The 18,601-nt window shown below is 47.9% G+C and carries 17 protein-coding genes and 1 riboswitch; of the genes, 3 read left to right on the forward strand and 14 right to left on the reverse strand.

What is annotated here, in order from left to right; all coding sequences use genetic code 11:
* Window positions 1–95: 95 nt before the first annotated feature.
* The 3 genes from EC843_RS06040 to thiM all read right to left on the reverse strand — a co-directional run bounded on the left by EC843_RS06040 (window position 96) and on the right by thiM (window position 2,507).
* On the reverse strand, window positions 96–842 hold the full coding sequence (locus EC843_RS06040; protein WP_064545144.1) for a GntR family transcriptional regulator: 747 nt from the start codon (window positions 840–842) through the stop codon (window positions 96–98).
* 70 nt (window positions 843–912) lie between these two features.
* Entirely contained in the window at window positions 913–1,722 is an 810-nt protein-coding gene (gene thiD, locus EC843_RS06045; RefSeq protein WP_121815245.1) for a bifunctional hydroxymethylpyrimidine kinase/phosphomethylpyrimidine kinase, read from the reverse strand.
* Window positions 1,719–2,507 carry a hydroxyethylthiazole kinase gene (thiM, locus tag EC843_RS06050; protein ID WP_133522073.1) on the reverse strand — a complete coding sequence of 263 codons (789 nt, stop codon included), beginning with the start codon at window positions 2,505–2,507 and terminating at the stop codon, window positions 1,719–1,721. The genes thiD and thiM overlap by 4 nt, the downstream gene beginning before the upstream one ends.
* 34 nt (window positions 2,508–2,541) lie before the next feature.
* Window positions 2,542–2,638: riboswitch (TPP riboswitch) on the reverse strand.
* A 255-nt stretch (window positions 2,639–2,893) separates the two neighbouring features.
* Here thiM and EC843_RS06055 point away from each other — a divergent pair.
* The 3 genes from EC843_RS06055 to fimZ all read left to right on the forward strand — a co-directional run bounded on the left by EC843_RS06055 (window position 2,894) and on the right by fimZ (window position 5,784).
* A complete protein-coding gene (locus EC843_RS06055; protein ID WP_133521903.1) occupies window positions 2,894–3,496 on the forward strand; it encodes a LuxR C-terminal-related transcriptional regulator in 603 nt (200 codons plus the stop codon).
* A 369-nt stretch (window positions 3,497–3,865) separates the two neighbouring features.
* On the forward strand, window positions 3,866–4,597 hold the full coding sequence (locus EC843_RS06060) for a LuxR C-terminal-related transcriptional regulator (protein WP_064545136.1): 732 nt from the start codon (window positions 3,866–3,868) through the stop codon (window positions 4,595–4,597).
* Window positions 4,598–5,151: 554 nt separating this feature from the next.
* Window positions 5,152–5,784 carry a fimbria biosynthesis transcriptional regulator FimZ gene (fimZ, locus tag EC843_RS06065; protein WP_133521904.1) on the forward strand — a complete coding sequence of 211 codons (633 nt, stop codon included), beginning with the start codon at window positions 5,152–5,154 and terminating at the stop codon, window positions 5,782–5,784.
* Window positions 5,785–5,867: 83 nt separating this feature from the next.
* On the opposite strand, the gene sfmF is transcribed toward fimZ, so the two are convergent.
* The 11 genes from sfmF to EC843_RS06115 all read right to left on the reverse strand — a co-directional run bounded on the left by sfmF (window position 5,868) and on the right by EC843_RS06115 (window position 18,384).
* Window positions 5,868–6,359, reverse strand: coding sequence for a fimbria assembly protein (gene sfmF, locus EC843_RS06070; RefSeq protein WP_064545247.1), 492 nt, complete (start codon window positions 6,357–6,359; stop codon window positions 5,868–5,870).
* Window positions 6,360–6,390: 31 nt separating this feature from the next.
* Complete coding sequence (gene fimH, locus EC843_RS06075; RefSeq protein ID WP_064545132.1) at window positions 6,391–7,395, reverse strand: type 1 fimbria D-mannose specific adhesin FimH; 1,005 nt, start codon at window positions 7,393–7,395, stop codon at window positions 6,391–6,393.
* Window positions 7,396–7,422: 27 nt separating this feature from the next.
* Window positions 7,423–10,023 (reverse strand): fimbrial biogenesis usher protein, encoded by a 2,601-nt coding sequence (locus EC843_RS06080; protein WP_269811543.1) that lies wholly within the window; start codon window positions 10,021–10,023, stop codon window positions 7,423–7,425.
* The gene (gene fimC, locus EC843_RS06085) at window positions 10,023–10,718 is read right to left on the reverse strand and encodes a type 1 fimbria chaperone FimC (RefSeq protein ID WP_121815241.1); all 696 of its coding nucleotides are present in this window, start codon (window positions 10,716–10,718) and stop codon (window positions 10,023–10,025) included. Before fimC ends, EC843_RS06080 begins: the two co-directional genes overlap by 1 nt.
* 115 nt (window positions 10,719–10,833) lie before the next feature.
* Complete coding sequence (gene fimA / locus EC843_RS06090; RefSeq protein ID WP_064545243.1) at window positions 10,834–11,385, reverse strand: type 1 fimbrial major subunit FimA; 552 nt, start codon at window positions 11,383–11,385, stop codon at window positions 10,834–10,836.
* Between the two features lie 10 nt (window positions 11,386–11,395).
* Window positions 11,396–11,530, reverse strand: coding sequence for a hypothetical protein (locus tag EC843_RS24960; RefSeq protein ID WP_255424152.1), 135 nt, complete (start codon window positions 11,528–11,530; stop codon window positions 11,396–11,398).
* A 372-nt stretch (window positions 11,531–11,902) separates the two neighbouring features.
* A complete protein-coding gene (locus EC843_RS06095; RefSeq protein ID WP_133521906.1) occupies window positions 11,903–13,813 on the reverse strand; it encodes a PTS sugar transporter subunit IIA in 1,911 nt (636 codons plus the stop codon).
* 8 nt (window positions 13,814–13,821) lie between these two features.
* The gene (gene mngB, locus EC843_RS06100; protein ID WP_133521907.1) at window positions 13,822–16,455 is read right to left on the reverse strand and encodes a mannosylglycerate hydrolase; all 2,634 of its coding nucleotides are present in this window, start codon (window positions 16,453–16,455) and stop codon (window positions 13,822–13,824) included.
* Window positions 16,456–16,485: 30 nt separating this feature from the next.
* Window positions 16,486–17,589, reverse strand: coding sequence for a PTS fructose transporter subunit IIC (locus tag EC843_RS06105; protein ID WP_133521908.1), 1,104 nt, complete (start codon window positions 17,587–17,589; stop codon window positions 16,486–16,488).
* Between the two features lie 13 nt (window positions 17,590–17,602).
* Complete coding sequence (locus EC843_RS06110; RefSeq protein ID WP_064545121.1) at window positions 17,603–17,926, reverse strand: fructose PTS transporter subunit IIB; 324 nt, start codon at window positions 17,924–17,926, stop codon at window positions 17,603–17,605.
* Window positions 17,923–18,384, reverse strand: a complete 462-nt coding sequence (locus EC843_RS06115) for a fructose PTS transporter subunit IIA (protein ID WP_064545119.1) — start codon at window positions 18,382–18,384, stop codon at window positions 17,923–17,925. The genes EC843_RS06110 and EC843_RS06115 overlap by 4 nt, the downstream gene beginning before the upstream one ends.
* Between the last annotated feature and the right edge of the window lie 217 nt (window positions 18,385–18,601).

The raw sequence follows: 18,601 nt of genomic DNA on the forward strand, positions 1-18,601 counted from the left end.
GGCGGCAAGAGAGCGAGTCCCGATGAGCTTAGTAAACTAAGTGATTCGGGTGAGAGAACGCAGCCAACAAAGATGCAGCTTGAAGTATGACGGGTCTACTCCTCGCAAACAAAAACGTATAGATCGCTGCGGCAGTAGCTGATGCTGTACTCGATGGGCCGGTTTTGCGGGTCAAAAGCAACCTGTTTGATAACCAGAACCGGCACTGGCGTTTCCAGTTTGATGTGCGACTGGAATTCGCTGTCCGGCATTCTGGCGCTGACGCGGCTACGGGTGCGCTGAGGAATAATGTTCTGGCTGCGAAAGTAGTCATACAATGAAACACCGATTTCATCAGGGTCGGCGATCAACTCCGCAGGAACGTACGATTCTTCCACTGATACCGCATCTTCATCAACGTAACGAATACGTTTGAGCAAGAACACGTCGCTATCTGCCGCCACGGCTAATTGTTCTGCCACTTCCGGCGAGCATTTCACCACCCGTTTATTGACCCACAGCGTGTTCGGCTTTTTACCGCGCAAAACCACCTGTTGAGAAAACCCGCGCGCCTCTTTGAGCGAATACTCAAAAGTGGAGTTAATTTGCGTACCGTAACCTCTGGATCGCGTCACCACGCCGTCGTCTTCCAGCGTCTGCATCGCTTTGCGCACCGTAATGCGCGAAACGCCAGTCAACTGGCTGAGATCGCGTTCGCCCGGCAAAATATTGCCCTGCGGCAAAATACCGCTGCGTACTGCCGCCTTCACCGTTTCGGCGAATTTCAAATACAGCGGCGTGTTATCAGCCTGCGAAAACCGCTGGATAAGTTGCTCAATGAGCTGAGTGTGAACCTGTTCCATGTCGCGCAAATGTCCGGAAGATAAGGTGAAACCAGTATAACTCAATGGTCTTATAGTGGTATTACCTCAATCACCACCATTGGTGAAAATGATGCACCGGTCCAATTCCGTTACCCACTTCCAGCGAATCTGCTTGCTCTAAAGCCTGAGACAACCACGTTTTCGCCGCCAGAATTGTTTGCGGCCAGTCGTGATAGCGTGGATAAAGTGCGGCGAGTGCCGCAGAAAGCGTACAGCCAGTGCCATGAGTATGGCGCGTTTGTACGCGCGGCGCGGTAAAGCGCTGTGCGCCATCGCGGGTAAATAGCCAATCCGGGCTTTCAGCATCGTCAAGATGTCCGCCTTTCATCAATACCGCTTTACAGCCCATAGCTAACAAAGCGTCGCCCTGTAGCTTCATTTCGTGTTCATTGCGTGCGTGTGGGGCATCCAGCAAGGCGGCGGCTTCCGGCAGGTTCGGCGTAATCAGCGCCACTTGCGGCAGAAGCCGACGGCGTAAACTGTCAACCGCCGAGGGCGCAAGCAAAGGATCGCCACTTTTCGCCAGCATCACCGTATCGAGCACGACATTTTGTGCGTGGTAAAACGCCAGCCGTTCAGCCACCGCTTCCACAATATCGGTTTCCGCTAACATGCCGATTTTAATGGTATCAATGCGCACATCACTGAGCACGGAGTCCAGTTGCGCGGCAACAAAGGCCGGTTCAATACGATAAACCGACTGCACGCCACGCGTGTTCTGCGCCACTAACGCGGTAATCACACTGGTGCCATATGCCCCCAACGCCGAGAAAGTTTTCAGGTCGGCCTGAATACCCGCGCCACCGCTCGGGTCGGTTCCGGCAATAGTCAGCGCATTGATACGTGTTAACCCTTTCATGCCAACGCCTCCCCATTCAGCCCGTAAAGTGCGTCGATAAATGCCGGAATAAAACTCCCGGGACCACGGCTGGCTGATATAGCCTGCTGGCCTGCAAACTTCATAAACTGGCAAGCCGCAGCGACGTTATCCAGCCGCGAGCCCGGCAAAGAGCAACAGGCGGCAACTACCGCTGAAAGCGCACAACCGGTGCCGACCACACGCGTCATCAAAATGCCGCCGCCCGCCACGCTCCAGCTGTTTTCACCATCGGTAATGTAATCACGCTCACCCGTCACCGCGACAATCGCGCCAGTCAGTCGAGCAAGCGCCTGCGCCGCAGGTAGTGCGGAAAATGCATCATCGGTGCTATCCACGCCTCTTCCACCAGAATGCTCCCCCGCCAGTGCGAGGATTTCAGATGCATTCCCGCGAATGGCCGCAGGTTTTAGCGCGAGCGCCTGATGGGCGAATTGAGTACGGAACGTCAGGCCGCCAACGGCAACCGGATCCAGCACCCAGGGTGTGGCGGATTCATTTGCAGCATGAATGGCTGCAAGCATGGCATCACGGCGATCGGCTGTCAGCGTGCCAATATTGACCAGCAGCGCATGGGCAACCGGGCTAAATTGAGCGGCTTCTTGTGCTTCAATCACCATGGCGGGAGCCGCACCAATAGCCAGCAAAACGTTGGCGGTAAAACTCTGCACGACGTCGTTAGTCATGCAGTGAACAAGCGGGGAAATGTTGCGAAGTTGCTGTAAAGACAAAACGGCGCGGTGGCCGGGTAGCAGGTCAGGCTGCATCATAAAGCTCCTGTCCGGCGTGAAGAAGGGATGCCGGACAGGCATCTGACTTCCCTACGCTGGCATTATCCAGATCAGGTGGTACGGGTATTTCTCAGCCTTCACAAAGAAGGGCACCCCGAGTCATTGATTAATCGTATATGTGATTAATCGCCCATCAGGATAAAGCGAGTGGCCAGCGCTGTAAACCAGGGATATCACTGTGGGCTAAATGGGTTGATTCATTTTTTTAATTCTCGCCATTTCTTCACTTGGCTACCAACCACCAGGAAATCCCCTGGCAATGTCTCATCCCGAGCGAGTTGTCAATTAAGTTTCAGGTTATTTAATTTCAGTATTTATTTCATTACGATCGTTATCCGTTCTATTACTCACCGAGAAACCCCATGCTTACAATTGCGATACGGGAAAATAATAGTCATTTTGCTCATGGTCTAAAAATTATCATTGAAAAAATTTACCGCCAGCGAAATGAAGATTTTTATTTTTTACCCGGCGAAGAACATAGTACTGCCGATATTGTTTTTATGTCACTGGCTGATAATTGGTTTACTGCTGACTGTTTTGAAATTCCCAATGCGACAAAATCCCAACGAGTTATTCTTATTTGCCGACATAAAGAACACCAAAGCCTCATGTTCCGCCCATGCCTGTATATGCTTCCGGTTATCTTTCGCGAAGATGAGGTTGATGAAGTCACCCGTAAAATAGCCCACTGGACGGAGACTGGCTGGCGCAGAAACAACACCACGGCGGTGTCTGCCAGGATTTGCTACTACTGCACCACATGCAATTTCACCAGTGCTGAACGGCAGTTACTTATCTACATCGCCCGGGGACATTCGCTACAGGATGCGGCCCATCTAATGCAGATAGAGGAAGATACTGCAAGAATATATCGTAAAGTGATAATGAAAAAACTGAAAATCCGGGACCAGTATGAGTTGATGAACTTTATAAAAATCCATCTTCTTTCTTTAATTCATTAGCCAATATTTTTGCGCCGCAACGACTAGTTAGCGTTCCTTATCATTTAACACCCACAAATGTTATTATCTCTTTAAGAAACTACTTACATGCTCTTAAGGCATGCCTAATATATTATATTTTTATTTTCTGACAGAATACATTGTAACGATATAATCAGAAGTCTAAATCATTTAGCTTCTGATTAATTTTAGCGATGCAATCTCAGTATTAACTCATACTGTCAGCGAAAAATATGGAAATGACATCTGCTTCAACAGTGACGCTGGTCCAAATCAGAGCGAACACGCCCTCAGTTCGCGCAGTGGATGGCTAAGCATTTGTACATAGCCGCACGCAAACGCAGATATCGTCGTATCAGAAATGGCAGCATGGCCAATCTCTATAGCAGTACAACACTGATTGTCTTTGACCGCCTGGAATACCTGCAACAAAAAAATCACGCAGAACCCCTTGCGCAACCACTTGATCTTATCCTGGTGACAACCGATTCCTGGCTTGCCCTGGCGCTGACGCAACACTTTTTCAAGTCTCAACATACGCAGGTCTGCGCTTCTCTAAAGGAAGTTGAGGCGTGGCTTGAACAAATTCCCCTGCCACGCATTTTCCTCGATCTTGATGGTGTTAATGAAGCGCCCCTTGATATGTTGAATACGATACGGCAATGGCAAAAAACCTGGCCGCAACTCAACATAACGCAATTAACAGCCTGCCGCTGCGTAAGCGCCGTGAAGCTGATTAATGCTGCGTCACGCTTTCCTGTCGTGGAACGCTGGCAGGAAATCACCAATCTGGTCAACCGATTGACACAGCAACAAAGCCTGCAGGAGCTATCTTCCTCATCGGATTTATCCTCTTCGACACTGTTCTCTAATCGGGAGTGGAATATTCTGTTGGGGGTGGCGCAAGGAGAATCGCTGAAAGCAATTGCCGTTAAATTAAACAAGCCCTATCACTACGTCGTTTATACCCTTGGACGTATTGCCGCTCGCCTTGATCTTGAGAACAATAAATCTCTGATACATCTGCTGAATAAAATGTCTCCCGCCATTGAGTTGAAACAAACAGAAGTGCTAACGAAAGCACTTTCGAGCGAAACATAGGAAATTGCCTATTTTTAATGTATTAATTTTGTTAAATAAGATCAAACAACTAACAATTATAACTATTCCTGGACACTCTTTTTTCCGCCCGCCAAGCGACTACAGAACGATGTCCCATCTGACAACCTCATGCCAGATATAACAAATAATACACATTTGAGATATCGCACTATTCTTCACATTAAAAACAAACTTTTTATCCAAATATTTTAACTAACATGGTTGTATTATCCAAATAACAAATACTCAACCTGAATAATTAGAATTTGATCGCACCATTACTGGCTATAGATAACAGCAGCCTTTCTCTGAATTTATATAGATGTATAATCAAATTGCTTGATTAGAAAATCTAAATATGTATTTTCGATTAGACAAACAATTATCCAGTTACACTCGAATTCATTAGCAAACAGTACATTGAGGTATGGTTTTAAGTTGAAGGGAACATATTGCATACATTATAAAATAATAGCTAATAAAGCGTTTCATCACTTTAGCCGCCAGTGACTATGTATCAATGCGATGAGTTTCTCAAAAAATGAGGCAATAATATGAAACCTGCATCCGTAATTATCATGGACGAACACCCTATTGTCAGAATGTCGATTGAAGTACTGTTACAGAAAAATAAAGATATAGAAGTCGTGATGAAAACAGATGACAACCGCGAGGTCATTAACTACATGAGCAGCCATCTTGTCGACCTGGTGATTCTTGACATTGAATTGCCGTCCATCGACGGATTTGCTTTATTAAAGAGAATCAAAAGTATACAAGCCGACACCCGCATACTTTTCTTGTCATCTAAGTCTGAAAAATTTTATGCTGGCCGCGCCATTCAAGCTGGTGCAAACGGCTTTGTCAGCAAAAGGAAAGAACAGGAAGATATCTATCACGCGGTAGAAATGTTGCTTGCAGGGTATTCGTTCTTTCCCTCTGAAACCCTGGAATTAATTAGCAACCCGGCATCACGCAATGGTGCAACTGACGACATGCCATTATCTAATCGGGAGATAACCGTATTACGTCACCTTGCTAATGGGTTATCAAATAAGGAAATCGCCGAACAACTGCTGCTCAGCAGCAAGACCATTAGCGCACATAAGTCAAATATCTTCTCCAAGCTTCACGTCTCCTCGATTGTCGAACTTATCGACTATGCCCGTGTAAAAGAATTATTATAAAAACACGTCGCAGGTCACAATTAAAATAATAAAGCCGGGAATAAAACCCGGCTTTATTATTTCACTGCGGTATATTTTATCCGTTAATAATAATTAATCATAAACGTAGCATCTGCGTTGGCCGGTCCCGGTTGCGGGTTATCGGCCAGGGCGATGTAATTAGCAAAAAAGGCTAATACCGCATTACCATTCTCATCTACAACCACATCCTGGCTCGCCTGCCCCAGTGGCAATTGCGTTTTATCCCGGTCGCGCAGCTCAATAGCCACATTGCTGACACTACTCTCATTTAACCCCAGCAAACCGGGGTTGCCAGTGGCTTGCTTCCCCGAAAAAGTGATTGATGCCGCTCCTGGCGGGCAGCCGTTTAGTTTCAAACTGAACGGCATACTTTGCGTAGTGCTGCCTGCAGTACGCAGTTGTTTTGTCGGCCAGCTACCGAGTTGCACCGTTTTATTGTCATCACCCATTTCGACATAACAGCTAAAATCCACCACGTTGCCACGCAGCTCGATATTGACTTCGCCTAGCGGGGAATCGGCCTGCGCACTGTTCATGACGCCAGCGACCAGCATGCAGACCAGCAGAAAATTGCCACTCCAGGTTTTAGTCATAATCCACCCGCAAATAGCCCCGCGCGGTAAACGGCCCTTCTGCAGGTTTATTCCCGGTGACGCTCACAGGCCAGGCGCGAATCCCCACCTGCGCAGCAGCTGCATCATCGAGGCGAAAATGGATTTTACTGCTCAGATTATTAGGAATTAACGGCAAACCACTGCTATCCGCAACGACAAAGCCGAGATCGTCGTTGTTAGAGACCATGATATTGCCGGAAGCTTTTTCAGCTTCAATACGTAAAGAGAGATAGGCCTGCGCCGCCACATTGGTGCACTTGATGGCAACGGTTTTACTTTGTGGCGTAACACTTTGCGGACGGTTCCCGGCTCCTGCCTGGCTAAATAACGAAGCACCAATGTCGCCAAAATCAAATTCGACGATTTGGCCTGCATTGATTTCGCAACTTTGCGGTACTTCAATTTTACCGCTGTAGCTGATGGTATAAACCGGTGTGGTCAACGGGTCGGTGTTACGCGTGGTGACATACACCGTAAACATGGTCTGTTTTGGAATCGGCACCATGTTGATAAATCGCCGTGTCACCTTGAGTTTAAAAACCAGTTTAGAATCATTAACTGGAAAGGGTTGTTGTTTAGAAACATTAGGATGGCTGCCCATCTGGATATAGTTTTTCGGCGGGAAAAACTGCCCCGAATAGCTGTCGGTGATGCTCATTGCCCCTTCGAGATAGTCATTGAGTTTCATATATTGATACCCACCAATGGTTTCTTGCACCGGCAACGCGTTCACATAACTACGCATGGTGGTGTTGCCGCTGGTCCCTGCCGGGCAGGTGGCATTGACGCCAACCCAACCGGTTTTGTTAGCAAGCGTAATGATTTGCCCGACGTTATTATTTTCACTGGTGAATACGTCTGACAGGTCATAAAAGATATCCGTCGGCACGCCGTTTGAGTTTTTGCAGACCGTGGCAGACGCCGGTAGTACACATGCCAGAAGCACCGCCCCTGCTAAAGATGTCATCAATTTCATAAACAAATCCCTGAATAGTGCGCCATTCTATGAACAGGTGGCACTCACCACGGCGACTGCCTGAGTCAGGCTTTCTGGCGGTAATGTATAAGGTGCGTAACAGTGTGAATCTTTGCCATCGCCCCACTGAATGAGCAGTTTTCCCTGCAGCGGCAAGCCGCTGAGATAAATTTGCCCCTCATCTCCCACCATACTGGTGACACCGCTGGTTTCTTCACGCACCATCGAGCCGAATGGCACGGCGCGCCCGCCACGCGTCACGTTGAAGATAGCCCGCACGCCAATCCGTGCCTTAAATTCGGCCCGTACCAATGCCCCTTCCGTTGGCACCACGCTACTGACGTTATTTTCAACATCGGTATGGTCATCCATGGTGTTGGTATCCAGTGCGATACGGTTGTAGCGGTAAACCGTGGCATAAGGCATCACGGCGTAACCGCGCCAGTCGGTTTTCACCCCGGTTTGGTTTTCGACGCCAACACCGCTGGCACCCGGCGCTTTAATTAACACATTGGTATCTCCGAGCGGCTGGCTAAAAGTGATGCCATCGGCATGTCCTACCACACCACCCGATGCTTGCCAGTTATAGTCATGTTGGTCGCGGTCGTAGTTGTAACCCAATCCCACCGTGCCGTAAGTGGCTTGCCAGTTGGTACTTGCACTTCCGGTGTAGCCGTTGCTGTCACTGTATCCCTGAGTGACGTTGTAGCTCAGGTTTTGCCCTTCAAGTAATGTGCCGCCGATCCCAGTTTGCAGCGTGGAGTCACCTTCTGAATTGTTGCTGGCGGCAAATGTGGCGTAGGCGCGGTCGAGGGTGCTGGAACGTGAGTAACCATGCCCCAATAACGTGCTGAACGGCACCGAGAGGTTAAATGCCATGATGCGATCGCTTGCGGAAATACCGACCGATTTGTTCCATGACATCGACATCGAGTAACTGATTCCGCGCCAGCCACTGGCATATCCTGCCTGGTAAGAGGTGTTGTTCTCGTTGGTTTCCCAGTAGGTTTGCTGGCTGCCTGAAACGTAGAATGAGCCATAATCGCCAAGCCCCTGAGAAATGTTGACCTGAAAACGTCCACGCTTACTGTAGCGCAAGTTGTGATAACTCTGCACCACCGGCTCAGTGTTGTGGTTGCCGTCTTGTTCATCGGCGAATTCGTAACCTTCGATATTTTTGTAGGCCACTTCGTCCAGCGTGTAGAAGCCACGAGTTGAGTAGCGGTAGCCGAGCAATTGAAAGTTAGTACCGTAATTGCTGAGGGATTTGGCATACAGGAAACGAAGCGATTGGCCTTCATGTTCGCTGTCATCCGCCAGTTTGCTACGGGCATGAGTGACATCAAGTGAAATGGCCCCCCACTCCCCGATATTTTTACCCGCGCCCAGCGCCACCGAGGCATAATCCTCGGCAAGTTGTGTGCCGCCGTAAGCTGTATAACCGCGGGGTAAACCGGCAATCAGCGTAGCCTGAGTGAAAAATGGCGTTTCTTGTTGGTCGCTACCGCTGCGGAAATCCCCGGCAACCAGGTCGAATTTTAGCCGCCCTTCACGCTGCAACAGCGGAACGGTGGAATAAGGCACCGTGTATTTTTGCAGCGTACCGTCTTTTTCTTCCAGGGTAACGTCAAGATCGCCGCTTGAGGAGGTAGGATTCAGGTCGTTAATAGCAAACGCGCCTGGTGACACATAGCTTTGGTAAATCACAAAACCATTCTGGCGGATGGTGATTTTGGCGTTTGTCCGTGCGATGCCGCGCACCGTTGGCGCGTAACCTTGTAGGCTATCCGGGTACATGCTGTCTGCCGAATAGAGCCGTGCACCGCGAAAACCCAGGCTATCGAACACATCACTGCTGGTGTTGCTGTCGCCAAGCACCAACTCGCTTTTGAGTGGGATGATTGTCCGCTGCGCATATGTGCTGATGTTATTCCAGTTGTTGGAATGGTAACCATCACCGCGCGTATAACTCCAGGCACCACTGTTGCGCAGCCGCCACGGCCCATAGTTCAGGCCACTTTGCAGGCTTAAATAATAGTTATCGTCATAACTGCCGTGGTTTCCAGTAAAGCTGTAGTTGAGCAGTACCGCAGGGATGCCTTCGTCCCATTCTTGCGCAGGAATATACCCGCGAGCGCTATTAAGCAACGACACTTGCGGCAGGCTTATATCCAACCGCAGTTTGGCAAAATCAAAGTGGGTTTCTGAACCAGGGATGAGCTCCGCCAACGGCACGCATTCCCCAGGCTTTAATTTCGCAAGCGCAGGATAAGCAAGCATATTCAGCCCCAGACGCTGCAACCAGCCTGTATCAAGGCACGGCACCAGACCGTCCGCGCTTACCTTTCCATCCGCCTTGTTACTGGCATCAAAGCGCAGATCCTGGGTTGCGATAAATTCAGCGTTACGCCAGATATCCACACGATACACACCAGGAGCCTGTTGGCTCCCTTTTTCAAAACGCGATAAATCCGCAACAGCAGCATCTTCTGGCGACAAAAAACCAGGGTTAAAATAGCTTTCTCCTGAACTGATTGCAGGCCAAAGCGCTGCCATCACCATCGCCGCAATCGGAGTAACTGACTTGTTCATCATCTGCCCGGTATCCTTGTTGTGCAGAGCCCGCATTACAGCATTGCGCCCTTTTGCACAGGGGTTACCGCACCGTAATCATTCACGGTCTGGAAGGAGATGGTTCCTTTTAGCGTGGCTGGGACCGTCACCTGCGCCACACTTTTTGGCGCAACCATGGTATTTGCCAGTTTCTCGTTACCGACCTTCAGATTGACCGTACTGATGTAATAAGGCGAAGGATTGTGAATACTCAGATGCTCGCCGCTACGGCTAAAACGCAGTTGTTTAAACGCTTCATCTGGCTGCATTTGCAGGTTTTTAGGGCGAACAAATAATTTGATACGTGACAAAATCGCCAATTGCAGCACGTTATTGCCTGCGAGATTGGATTTATCCACCGAGGGAATCGCTTTCACGTTCATCCAGAAAATGGACTCACGATCGGTTGGCAACGGTGGCCCGGCGTAAATAATCCGCAGCGTGTTTTCACTTTTAGGCTCACTGACAAAAAGCGGGGGCGTAACAATAAATTTTTTGTCTTTTTCCCCACGATTATTCTCAATCCACGAATTCACCAAATAACGCTCTTTGTCATCGCTATTATTAATTGAGAGCGAAGTTTGTTTGGCATCGGCCGGATAAATAACTCGTGTTGCCCCCAGAGCAACGCCTCCAGCAGCATGCACATTAAAACATGTTAATAACAGGCACAGCATTACCGCCAGACCTGGTTTAAATAAAGTCGTCATTACAAAGCACCATCATTATTATTAATCGACGTAACAGAGCCAGGTGCGGCATGCGGAATAATAATCTTCTGTTTAGCCTCATCCCTGTGGCTATCGTCATCCCTGCCTGGTCCGATTACTCGTATTTCATCACGAAGGTGGCATCTGCGTTCGCCTGGCCTGCTGTTGCAGTAGCAGCGGTCGCTTTATAACGCGCGGTAAATGGCAAGGTGTTGGTGCCATCAACCAAAGTTTTCGCGGTAGAGAATGTGCTGCCATCCGGGGTCAATACTTGCGATTTATTGTCCAGAATTTCGATACCTACGCCGCCTGCGGTGGTGCTGTTATCACCAGAGTTAATAGCCAGAAGCGTTGGGTCAGTGCCATCCGTTTGGCCTGAAAAAGCCACAGAAGCCAGTGTGGATACGCTGGTATCACAATCGTTCAGGACGATGGTAAAAGGGATCTGCGCTGAAGTGTCACCCACTTTAGTGAACGCCGCGGTACGGTACTGGCCGAGTTTCACAATCTGATCGGCAGACTTGGTGCTTACCGAACAGGCAGCATTCACCAGCTCACCTTGAAAGTGTACGGTGCCGCCATTTACCGTCACCGCATCGGCCTGTGCCGCACCGCTCACTAATGCAATGCCAGCAACCAAAGAGCAAGCAATTTTACTAAATTTCATGGAGATTCCTTTAATTATTAAAATATCCTGTTTGAATAATGTATCCTTCATTCATTATTCCAGTTGATTTACTGAGCCAAATAGCCCCCAACTCCCCAATCCATGCGGAGATATTTTCATCTTCTCGAAAACGATGAATTAACATTTAAAACACCATCTTCTCGATGTTAATAATTTAAATTAATCGCATAGCTAATAACATGTGTAAATCCTTTATCTTGCCTAAGGAATGTCTTATTAAAGACCCGGAAACAACGGCGGGAAATCAGTAAATAATAGTGATTTGCTACTTAAATGGCTTTTATTACAGTAGGTTATTAGTATCTTCTGGATTAAGAAATTTGTTTCAAACTTGTTAAAATCCACCCCATACTACGCTACAGGGTGCCAGGGAGTGCTGGCCTTACCGCCTGACTGCAACTCGAATTATTTAGGGTATAGACGTTAGGAAAGGATACCGGGAGGGATTTTGTAAGCGGCTAAAATGATTATGTATAACATTCTTATTCCGAATGTTTTATAAAAAATATTTTTGTGACAATGCTATAAACTCAGAATAATTTTCACACTGACTTAAATTATCAATAACGTCGTTATCAAGAATATTTGTCAGATAATCATAAATAATCATGCTATCGACAAAAGCATCCTCACTAATGGCTAGCATATAGACCAGTTTAACTTTTTTCCCCACATCCCATTCAATGCCATCAGGAAATATAGCCACCGTCACCATAGTACTTAATGCTACCAGACCTAATGGATGTGGAATGGCGATTTTATCATCCAGCAATGTTGACGCTCGCACTTCTCGTTCAATTACTGAGTCTAAATAATGCTCATCAACTCTTCCTTTTAATTCTAATTGTGAGGAGAGAAAGTTAATCAGCGACTCCTTGGTATGGACGTGGCTTTCAAATACAAAAAAGTGATCCGCAGAAAAATAATTCACCATCGCCGCAGGTGGCGTGTTTTCAGCGGTTAAAAAGTACTTCATGTTTTCTAACTGCCATCTTTCTGGCAACGGAGGCAAATTGATAACACGTTTGTTCTTCTCTTCAATGACTACAAAGCTTATAACAATGCTCTCTTCCACACGGGTCATCGCTTTGTACTGCTCAACCGAAACACACTTTGTCATAGCAATGTTGGGGTACATCCTGATTATTTTCTGGCAGACGATCCGGGTTGAGGCTTCACCTTGATCATTGACGACTAATGCACTGATAGTGTGACCTTCGTCTTTCAGATGAATCTCTTCAAGAATGGCCCCGATATGCATGACGAGATAGCCAATCTCATCATCGCTAATTTTGTTAGAAAAGAAGTGTTCCAGCTCACTAAAAGCAGCCAGCGTCATTTCGTACATCAACGGATAGTGACGCTTAATTTGCTCAATCAACGGGTTGATAATAGTGATGTTATTATTAACGCGTATACGCATGGCCTGAATGTGACTAAGCAGATTCTTGCGTGACAGCTCATCATAACTGACGTCGCAGAACCAGGACGAACTGACATAACTCAAAAAATGGTTCATCACCGCACGTTCGGCGTCGTGCTGCTCATGCTCGAGCGCATTTTCACTCGTCATTGAACAAAACGCGGCGAGATTCATCGCCATATAATCGATTTCGCTTTGCGCAATGTTAGGTACGGCATCCGCCAGCAGCAGGGGAAGAATATCGCGCGCGACTATTTTTAAGTGCGGTTCGCAAGCGTCAAACTCATAATCCAACAGCCAACTTCCCCGGAGAATGCGCTCACAGGTAATCCCACAAATCAGGGTAAAAAACCGCAAATTGACATCGCTTACCACTAATCCATGGCTAACAAAGTAGTCACTCAGCGCCAGCTTGATGTTGGAAATCTTCGCCAACGAATCAAAGATCCCCTGGTAATCTTCTTCCGCTTCTTTTGAGCGCAGCAGGTTATCGTAAATGCAGCGACGAAACGCTATTTCGCTGCCAGAGAGTTTAAATTTATCGACCCCTCCAGAAACGATACTCAGGTCATAGAGGGCAAAATGACGCTTAAGCAAAGCAATGTCGTTTCTCAGGCTGTAGATACTGATAAACCACGTCGACTCCAACTCCTCAAGCGAGATTTCCGCATCCTGGCGCAATAGCGTCGACAGTAAAGCCCGGCGGCGTTCTGCTGTCGAACGAGTCTCTTTCCAGGGCCTTTGTGACTGTTCAAGCAGCGTTTTATGACCCGCCGGATTGTTAACCTGAATGGAAAAACCTTTCTTACGATGGTGAATGAGACTGTTACCAAACCCGCCAACGATATCATTTAGATCTTTCAGGTCACTGCGGATGGTTCGCGTGGACACATTCATCTCTTTGGCCAAAGAGGTTTGCGTCACATTCCCTTGAGCAATCTGGGTGAAAATATCTCTGATCCGCTTATTGGTAAACAGTCTCATTTCTCTCTTCACACTATTTCAACGTACAACGTCTGCACATCATTAGGGTTTAGCGCCGCCCTTTCCTGTGACGGGGTTTTCTCGTCCAGCAAGACGTAACGAGCATTATTCAGCGCCGGAATGGTGGCTGTGGCATTCAGATTTGGGTTATAGAAGCGGCAAATTAACCCCTCGCCCTCTTCTGCGCATTTCACCACGCTGACCAGTGCATCTTCCGGGCCATCAGGCAGGGCCAGCAGACTGTATTCCTGCGGATATGTGCGTTGTTCATCGCTCAGGCAAAAACGCAGACGGCCATTGAGGAAGTCGCTGTCCTGATAGACCGGAAACGATGTCAGCAACGATTTCGATAGCCGCGCATGCTGTGCCTCGTCAAACGAGCCGCTATAGATACGCCAGCCAAATGCGAAGGACAACGGTCCAGACAACTGTGCATCTGGTGTCGCCACTACCGACTCACCCGACGCACGCCCCGGACGATAGAGCAGGTTCTCTTTGCCCATGTAACCGAATGAACGGAATAGAGTAACGGAAATGGTATCGAAATTGTCGCCGACGATTTCATATTCACGCACGCCATTGGTATGCAATGTGAAGCCATGATTTTCATCATGCAGGTTCACGTAGCTTTGCATTGGCTCAATGGAAATCGGTTTTTCATGCCAGTTTTCTGCTTCCCACACTTTCAGGGCGTTACTCAGTTGCACCGGGCGCGCAACCACACCAAACAACTGATCCGCATAAGAGACATTTGCCAGTATGTCCGTCGCGAAATGGACGCATAAACGATGACTGAGCACCTGGTTATCCACGTCAACTGTAAAGCGGATTATGTCGTCATACTGCAGAGTCACATGCACCGCGACTTTCATTGTAGAGGTGGCGATACCCTGCGCCCGCTCTTCGAGGTTGCCAGGAACTTTAAGTACATAATCAAGTAACAACGACTGATTCAGGCCATTATTCTCCCGGTGGGCTGAAGCCAGGCAACCTTCGGAGGTAACAATCAAGTCACCACGCGGCGGCGAATAGTTGTAGGAATCTCCATCATCGCCATTTTCCACCAACAGCATCTGGCGCTCATAGCGTTTACCGGTGGTTTTATGCTTGATGGTGAGCAACCCGTTCTCTTCCACTTCCATGCGATAAAATGCGTTCTCGATGACCATCATATTATCCGTGACCCGCTTACTTGCCCCATCAGCATCAAAATCAAGATGCCAGCGGGTATAACCGAGAGCAGGTAAGTCACTGCTGTTCACCGTCACTTTAGTGCGATAAACCTTCTCCGGTTTATGGTATGGCTTGCCAGGATTAAGTCGAATGGTCTGGTTCAATACGTAACTGGTCAAATCGGTCTGTTGTTCAATCACATAGGGCAATGCATTGCCCGCCGAATCGCGCAGGGTGAATGGGATACCCGGCAACCATGCCTCGAAGGTCACCTGTGGCGCGGCTGTATTAGTTAGCGGGTTGAATACAGTGAACGTGTAATCGTGCTCGCGCTGGGTACGAATGGCAATTAATCGGCTATGCAGCTCCAGCAAATTGATGGCTAAATCGCGAGCCTGCTTATAGCGGAAGAAAATATCCTGATTAGTATCGTCGCTGTTACAACCGCCGATGCTGTCATGGGCGGCGTTATAAAACATCAGTTTCCAAATATCAGCGATGATTTTTGACGGATACGCATGCCCAAGGCTGCGGCTAATTGCCAGTACTGGCTCAAGCGTATTGACCAACAGCGATTCAATCTCGTTATTGAGTAACTTCAGATCGGCCCGGCATGAGAAAATCGTCTTGTGCACGCGGGAGTGTTTGCCCTCAGTCAGCTCTCCCTGGAGTATCCGCACATCGTTTGCAGACTCTTTTTCCAGCGCCTCCAGGAAGTCCAGAGGGCTACTTATCTGGTAGTGTCGTTCATCGTCGCAGGCATTGAATTGCTTCACCAGATCCGGCAGATTCTCACGCACCGGAGCCTGATCAAAACCGTGCGGGTAAAGCAAGTTTACACGGTCACTACGCGCTTCAGTCGGTGACATTTTTTCATTCAGGAAGGTCGCCATTTTTTGCGGAGTTTCATCAAGAAGCCCACCATAGTGGTAACCCCATGGCATCTGCACTGCAAAGATCCGATCGCCGTTTTCACCCTGCCAGACAAACTCGGTTTCCCGCAGCGTGTTGTCCGCGATACCACGCCAGAAAAGCGCGTGGTGAATACCGAACTGTTTGTAGATCTGCGGCATATTGCCCCCCTGACCAAAACAGTCAGGAACATAGCCCAGAGCCATGCTGCTGCCCGCATCAGTAGCGACCTTAATTCCATACCAGAGGTTGCGTACCAGCGACTCTTGATGAATAACCAGTTGATCGGTTTGGGTGTACCACGGTCCCGTGAGCAAACGTTTTTCAGCAATTAATTTAAACAATACATCTTTGTCTTCCGGAGCCCACAGCAAATAGCTTTCAATTAACGCACTTTGCGCATCCAGCAGGTAACAGGGAAAGTCATCGTTATTCTCCAGTATACGAATCACATTTTTGATGTGATTAAAGAGATAAATACGTGAACGCGATGATGTGAAATACCACTCCTGATCCCAGTGAGTATGGCTGTAAATATGGACAATTTTATTTTTCATACCAATCTCCCATTACGCAAAGTGCAAAACTTAATCAAATTTTATTTCAATCTCTTCAGTAGGATTATTACTGGATTTAATACCTGACTCTTCATCATTGAAATTCACCAGTAGATTGGCCCCAAAAGCAATAACAGCAGTGCCAACCAATGCACCAATGAAATAAGCCCACGGGTTTTCAACGGTGAAACCACCATATAGCCCACCCAACGGCGGCATAATTGGATAAGCTTTTAATAACGCAACGGTAACCGCCCCCAGAGTCCCTGCCAGAACATTAAGAGGAATTAACCGCGCCGGGTTGCGCAGGGTGAAGGGAATGGCACCTTCGGAGATCCCCAGAATCCCCATAATAATCGAACCATTGCCAGCTTCTTTCAGCGTCTGATTAAAGTTGTCAGGGCGTAAAAAACGAGCAGCCGCGTAGCCTAGCGGTGGAATAATAATGGCAACATTAACCAGAATAGCAGGAAGATATACACCGCTCAGGAACAAAACATTTGCTGTTCCCCATGCCGCTTTGTTAACCGGCCCGCCGAGATCAAAGCAAATCATCCCGCCAAGAACAGCCGCCAGCACAACTGTACTGGTGCCATCTTTCGTCATCTGCTGAACCCAGGCCATCAGCGAGGTGTTCAGCCAGCTCAGCACATCCCCGAGCAGCAATAACATCACCAGTACCTGCAAGCCAACGGTGATAAATGGCAGAATAATCAGCGGGACGGAGCTTGCCGCCGAGCCGGTAATTTTTATCTTACGTGCGACCCACTCAGATGAATAACCGGCCAGCAAACCACCCAGCACTGCGCCGATAAAACCAGAGCCGGTTAGCGAGGCAATTAGGCCAGCAGTAAAACCGGAGGCCAGACCCTTTTTACCTGCCACTGAATAGGCAACATAGGCACCGAGAACATAGTTCATTAGCCCAATAATTTTAAATCCAATGTCCTGCGTGTGGTACAGCCAGTTTGCCAGTCCATGGCTATTAGCGAAGGCATCAAGATTAGACTCACCGATCGCCAGACCGATAATTTTGGCAACCGCCACCATCAGGGAACCGGCAATAATAACTGGCAGGGCAAAGGAAATACCCGTCATAAGATGATTCTTTATCTCTATCATTAATTTCTTCATGACATCACCTTGATTATTTATTCAGACGAGCCTCAACAGCCGAAACGCATTTCGTTATGACATCAGATGCATGGCTAACACATTGGCCTATCTTTACCCGAATAATGACTTTCCCGGCGAAGCGTTCTTCTTCTTCAATGGTACGGTCAGCAGCAATAAGTACGAAATCTGCAGCTTGAATATCATCATCGGTGATTCTGTTCATGATCCCCATGGCACCCTGTTGCTCTATTTTTATCTGGTGCCCAAGACGCCCTCCCTCTTTTTCCAGGGATTTGGCTGCCATCGGAGTATGGGCTAAACCAGCAATACATGATGTGACGCCGACAATATTCATACTTCCTCCTCAATAGCGATACGCGATTTCATATACTGAAATAGTTCGTCTTCATCGTTGACCGCAAATAAACGCGCTCTGAATTCGTCATCAACGATTTGGCTTGCAAGGCTATTAATAATTTGTAAGTGCAGCAATTTCGCTCCAGATTCAGGAACCAGCAGGCCAAAAATAATTTGTACTGGAAGATCGTCCAGACTTTCCCAATCAATGGGATTTTGCAGACGAATAAAAATCACCCCGGCATGGGAAACATTGGCAGTTTTGGCGTGGGGAATAGCAATCTGGCTTTCAAAACCCGTCGAATATTGATTCTCCCGCGCCCAAAGATCCGCTTCAATTTTATTAGCATCTTCGGCCCACCCCTGTGCGACAGCATGTGTCGCCAGGAAGCAAAAAATTTCCCGCTTATCCCTGAATGTTTTATTTAAGAAAATATTATCACGAGTAATGAGCATATACGTCTATCTCCAGCAACGTATTATTGTAATTAGGTTGACTGATATACTAGAGCATATTGTTCATGCAAAAAGAGAGATATTTTCCGCCTGGAAGAGGAAACGAATTATGTGGGGAGGCAAGAAAAGAGAGAGCCGGGTCAAAAAAGCATACTGGTTTGTGATGCGCTCCATATTTATTTGTCACCAATTAAAAAATAGTACCATTACAAAACCA

The sequence above is a fragment of the Buttiauxella sp. JUb87 genome, assembly GCF_004361975.1.
GTDB lineage: Bacteria > Pseudomonadota > Gammaproteobacteria > Enterobacterales > Enterobacteriaceae > Buttiauxella > Buttiauxella ferragutiae.

Coding starts and splice junctions, on each gene's coding strand:
- EC843_RS24960 (WP_255424152.1), bottom strand. CDS start 11,530: ATGTTAATTCATCGTTTTCGAGAAGATGAAAATATCTCCGCATGGATT.
- sfmF (WP_064545247.1), bottom strand. CDS start 6,359: ATGCTGGTCGCTGGCGTCATGAACAGTGCGCAGGCCGATTCCCCGCTA.
- EC843_RS06115 (WP_064545119.1), bottom strand. CDS start 18,384: ATGCTCATTACTCGTGATAATATTTTCTTAAATAAAACATTCAGGGAT.
- thiM (WP_133522073.1), bottom strand. CDS start 2,507: ATGCAGCCTGACCTGCTACCCGGCCACCGCGCCGTTTTGTCTTTACAG.
- EC843_RS06095 (WP_133521906.1), bottom strand. CDS start 13,813: ATGAGACTGTTTACCAATAAGCGGATCAGAGATATTTTCACCCAGATT.
- EC843_RS06040 (WP_064545144.1), bottom strand. CDS start 842: ATGGAACAGGTTCACACTCAGCTCATTGAGCAACTTATCCAGCGGTTT.
- EC843_RS06080 (WP_269811543.1), bottom strand. CDS start 10,023: ATGCGGGCTCTGCACAACAAGGATACCGGGCAGATGATGAACAAGTCA.
- fimA (WP_064545243.1), bottom strand. CDS start 11,385: ATGAAATTTAGTAAAATTGCTTGCTCTTTGGTTGCTGGCATTGCATTA.
- EC843_RS06055 (WP_133521903.1), top strand. CDS start 2,894: ATGCTTACAATTGCGATACGGGAAAATAATAGTCATTTTGCTCATGGT.
- EC843_RS06060 (WP_064545136.1), top strand. CDS start 3,866: ATGGCCAATCTCTATAGCAGTACAACACTGATTGTCTTTGACCGCCTG.
- fimZ (WP_133521904.1), top strand. CDS start 5,152: ATGAAACCTGCATCCGTAATTATCATGGACGAACACCCTATTGTCAGA.
- fimC (WP_121815241.1), bottom strand. CDS start 10,718: ATGACGACTTTATTTAAACCAGGTCTGGCGGTAATGCTGTGCCTGTTA.
- fimH (WP_064545132.1), bottom strand. CDS start 7,395: ATGAAATTGATGACATCTTTAGCAGGGGCGGTGCTTCTGGCATGTGTA.
- thiD (WP_121815245.1), bottom strand. CDS start 1,722: ATGAAAGGGTTAACACGTATCAATGCGCTGACTATTGCCGGAACCGAC.
- EC843_RS06110 (WP_064545121.1), bottom strand. CDS start 17,926: ATGAATATTGTCGGCGTCACATCATGTATTGCTGGTTTAGCCCATACT.
- mngB (WP_133521907.1), bottom strand. CDS start 16,455: ATGAAAAATAAAATTGTCCATATTTACAGCCATACTCACTGGGATCAG.
- EC843_RS06105 (WP_133521908.1), bottom strand. CDS start 17,589: ATGAAGAAATTAATGATAGAGATAAAGAATCATCTTATGACGGGTATT.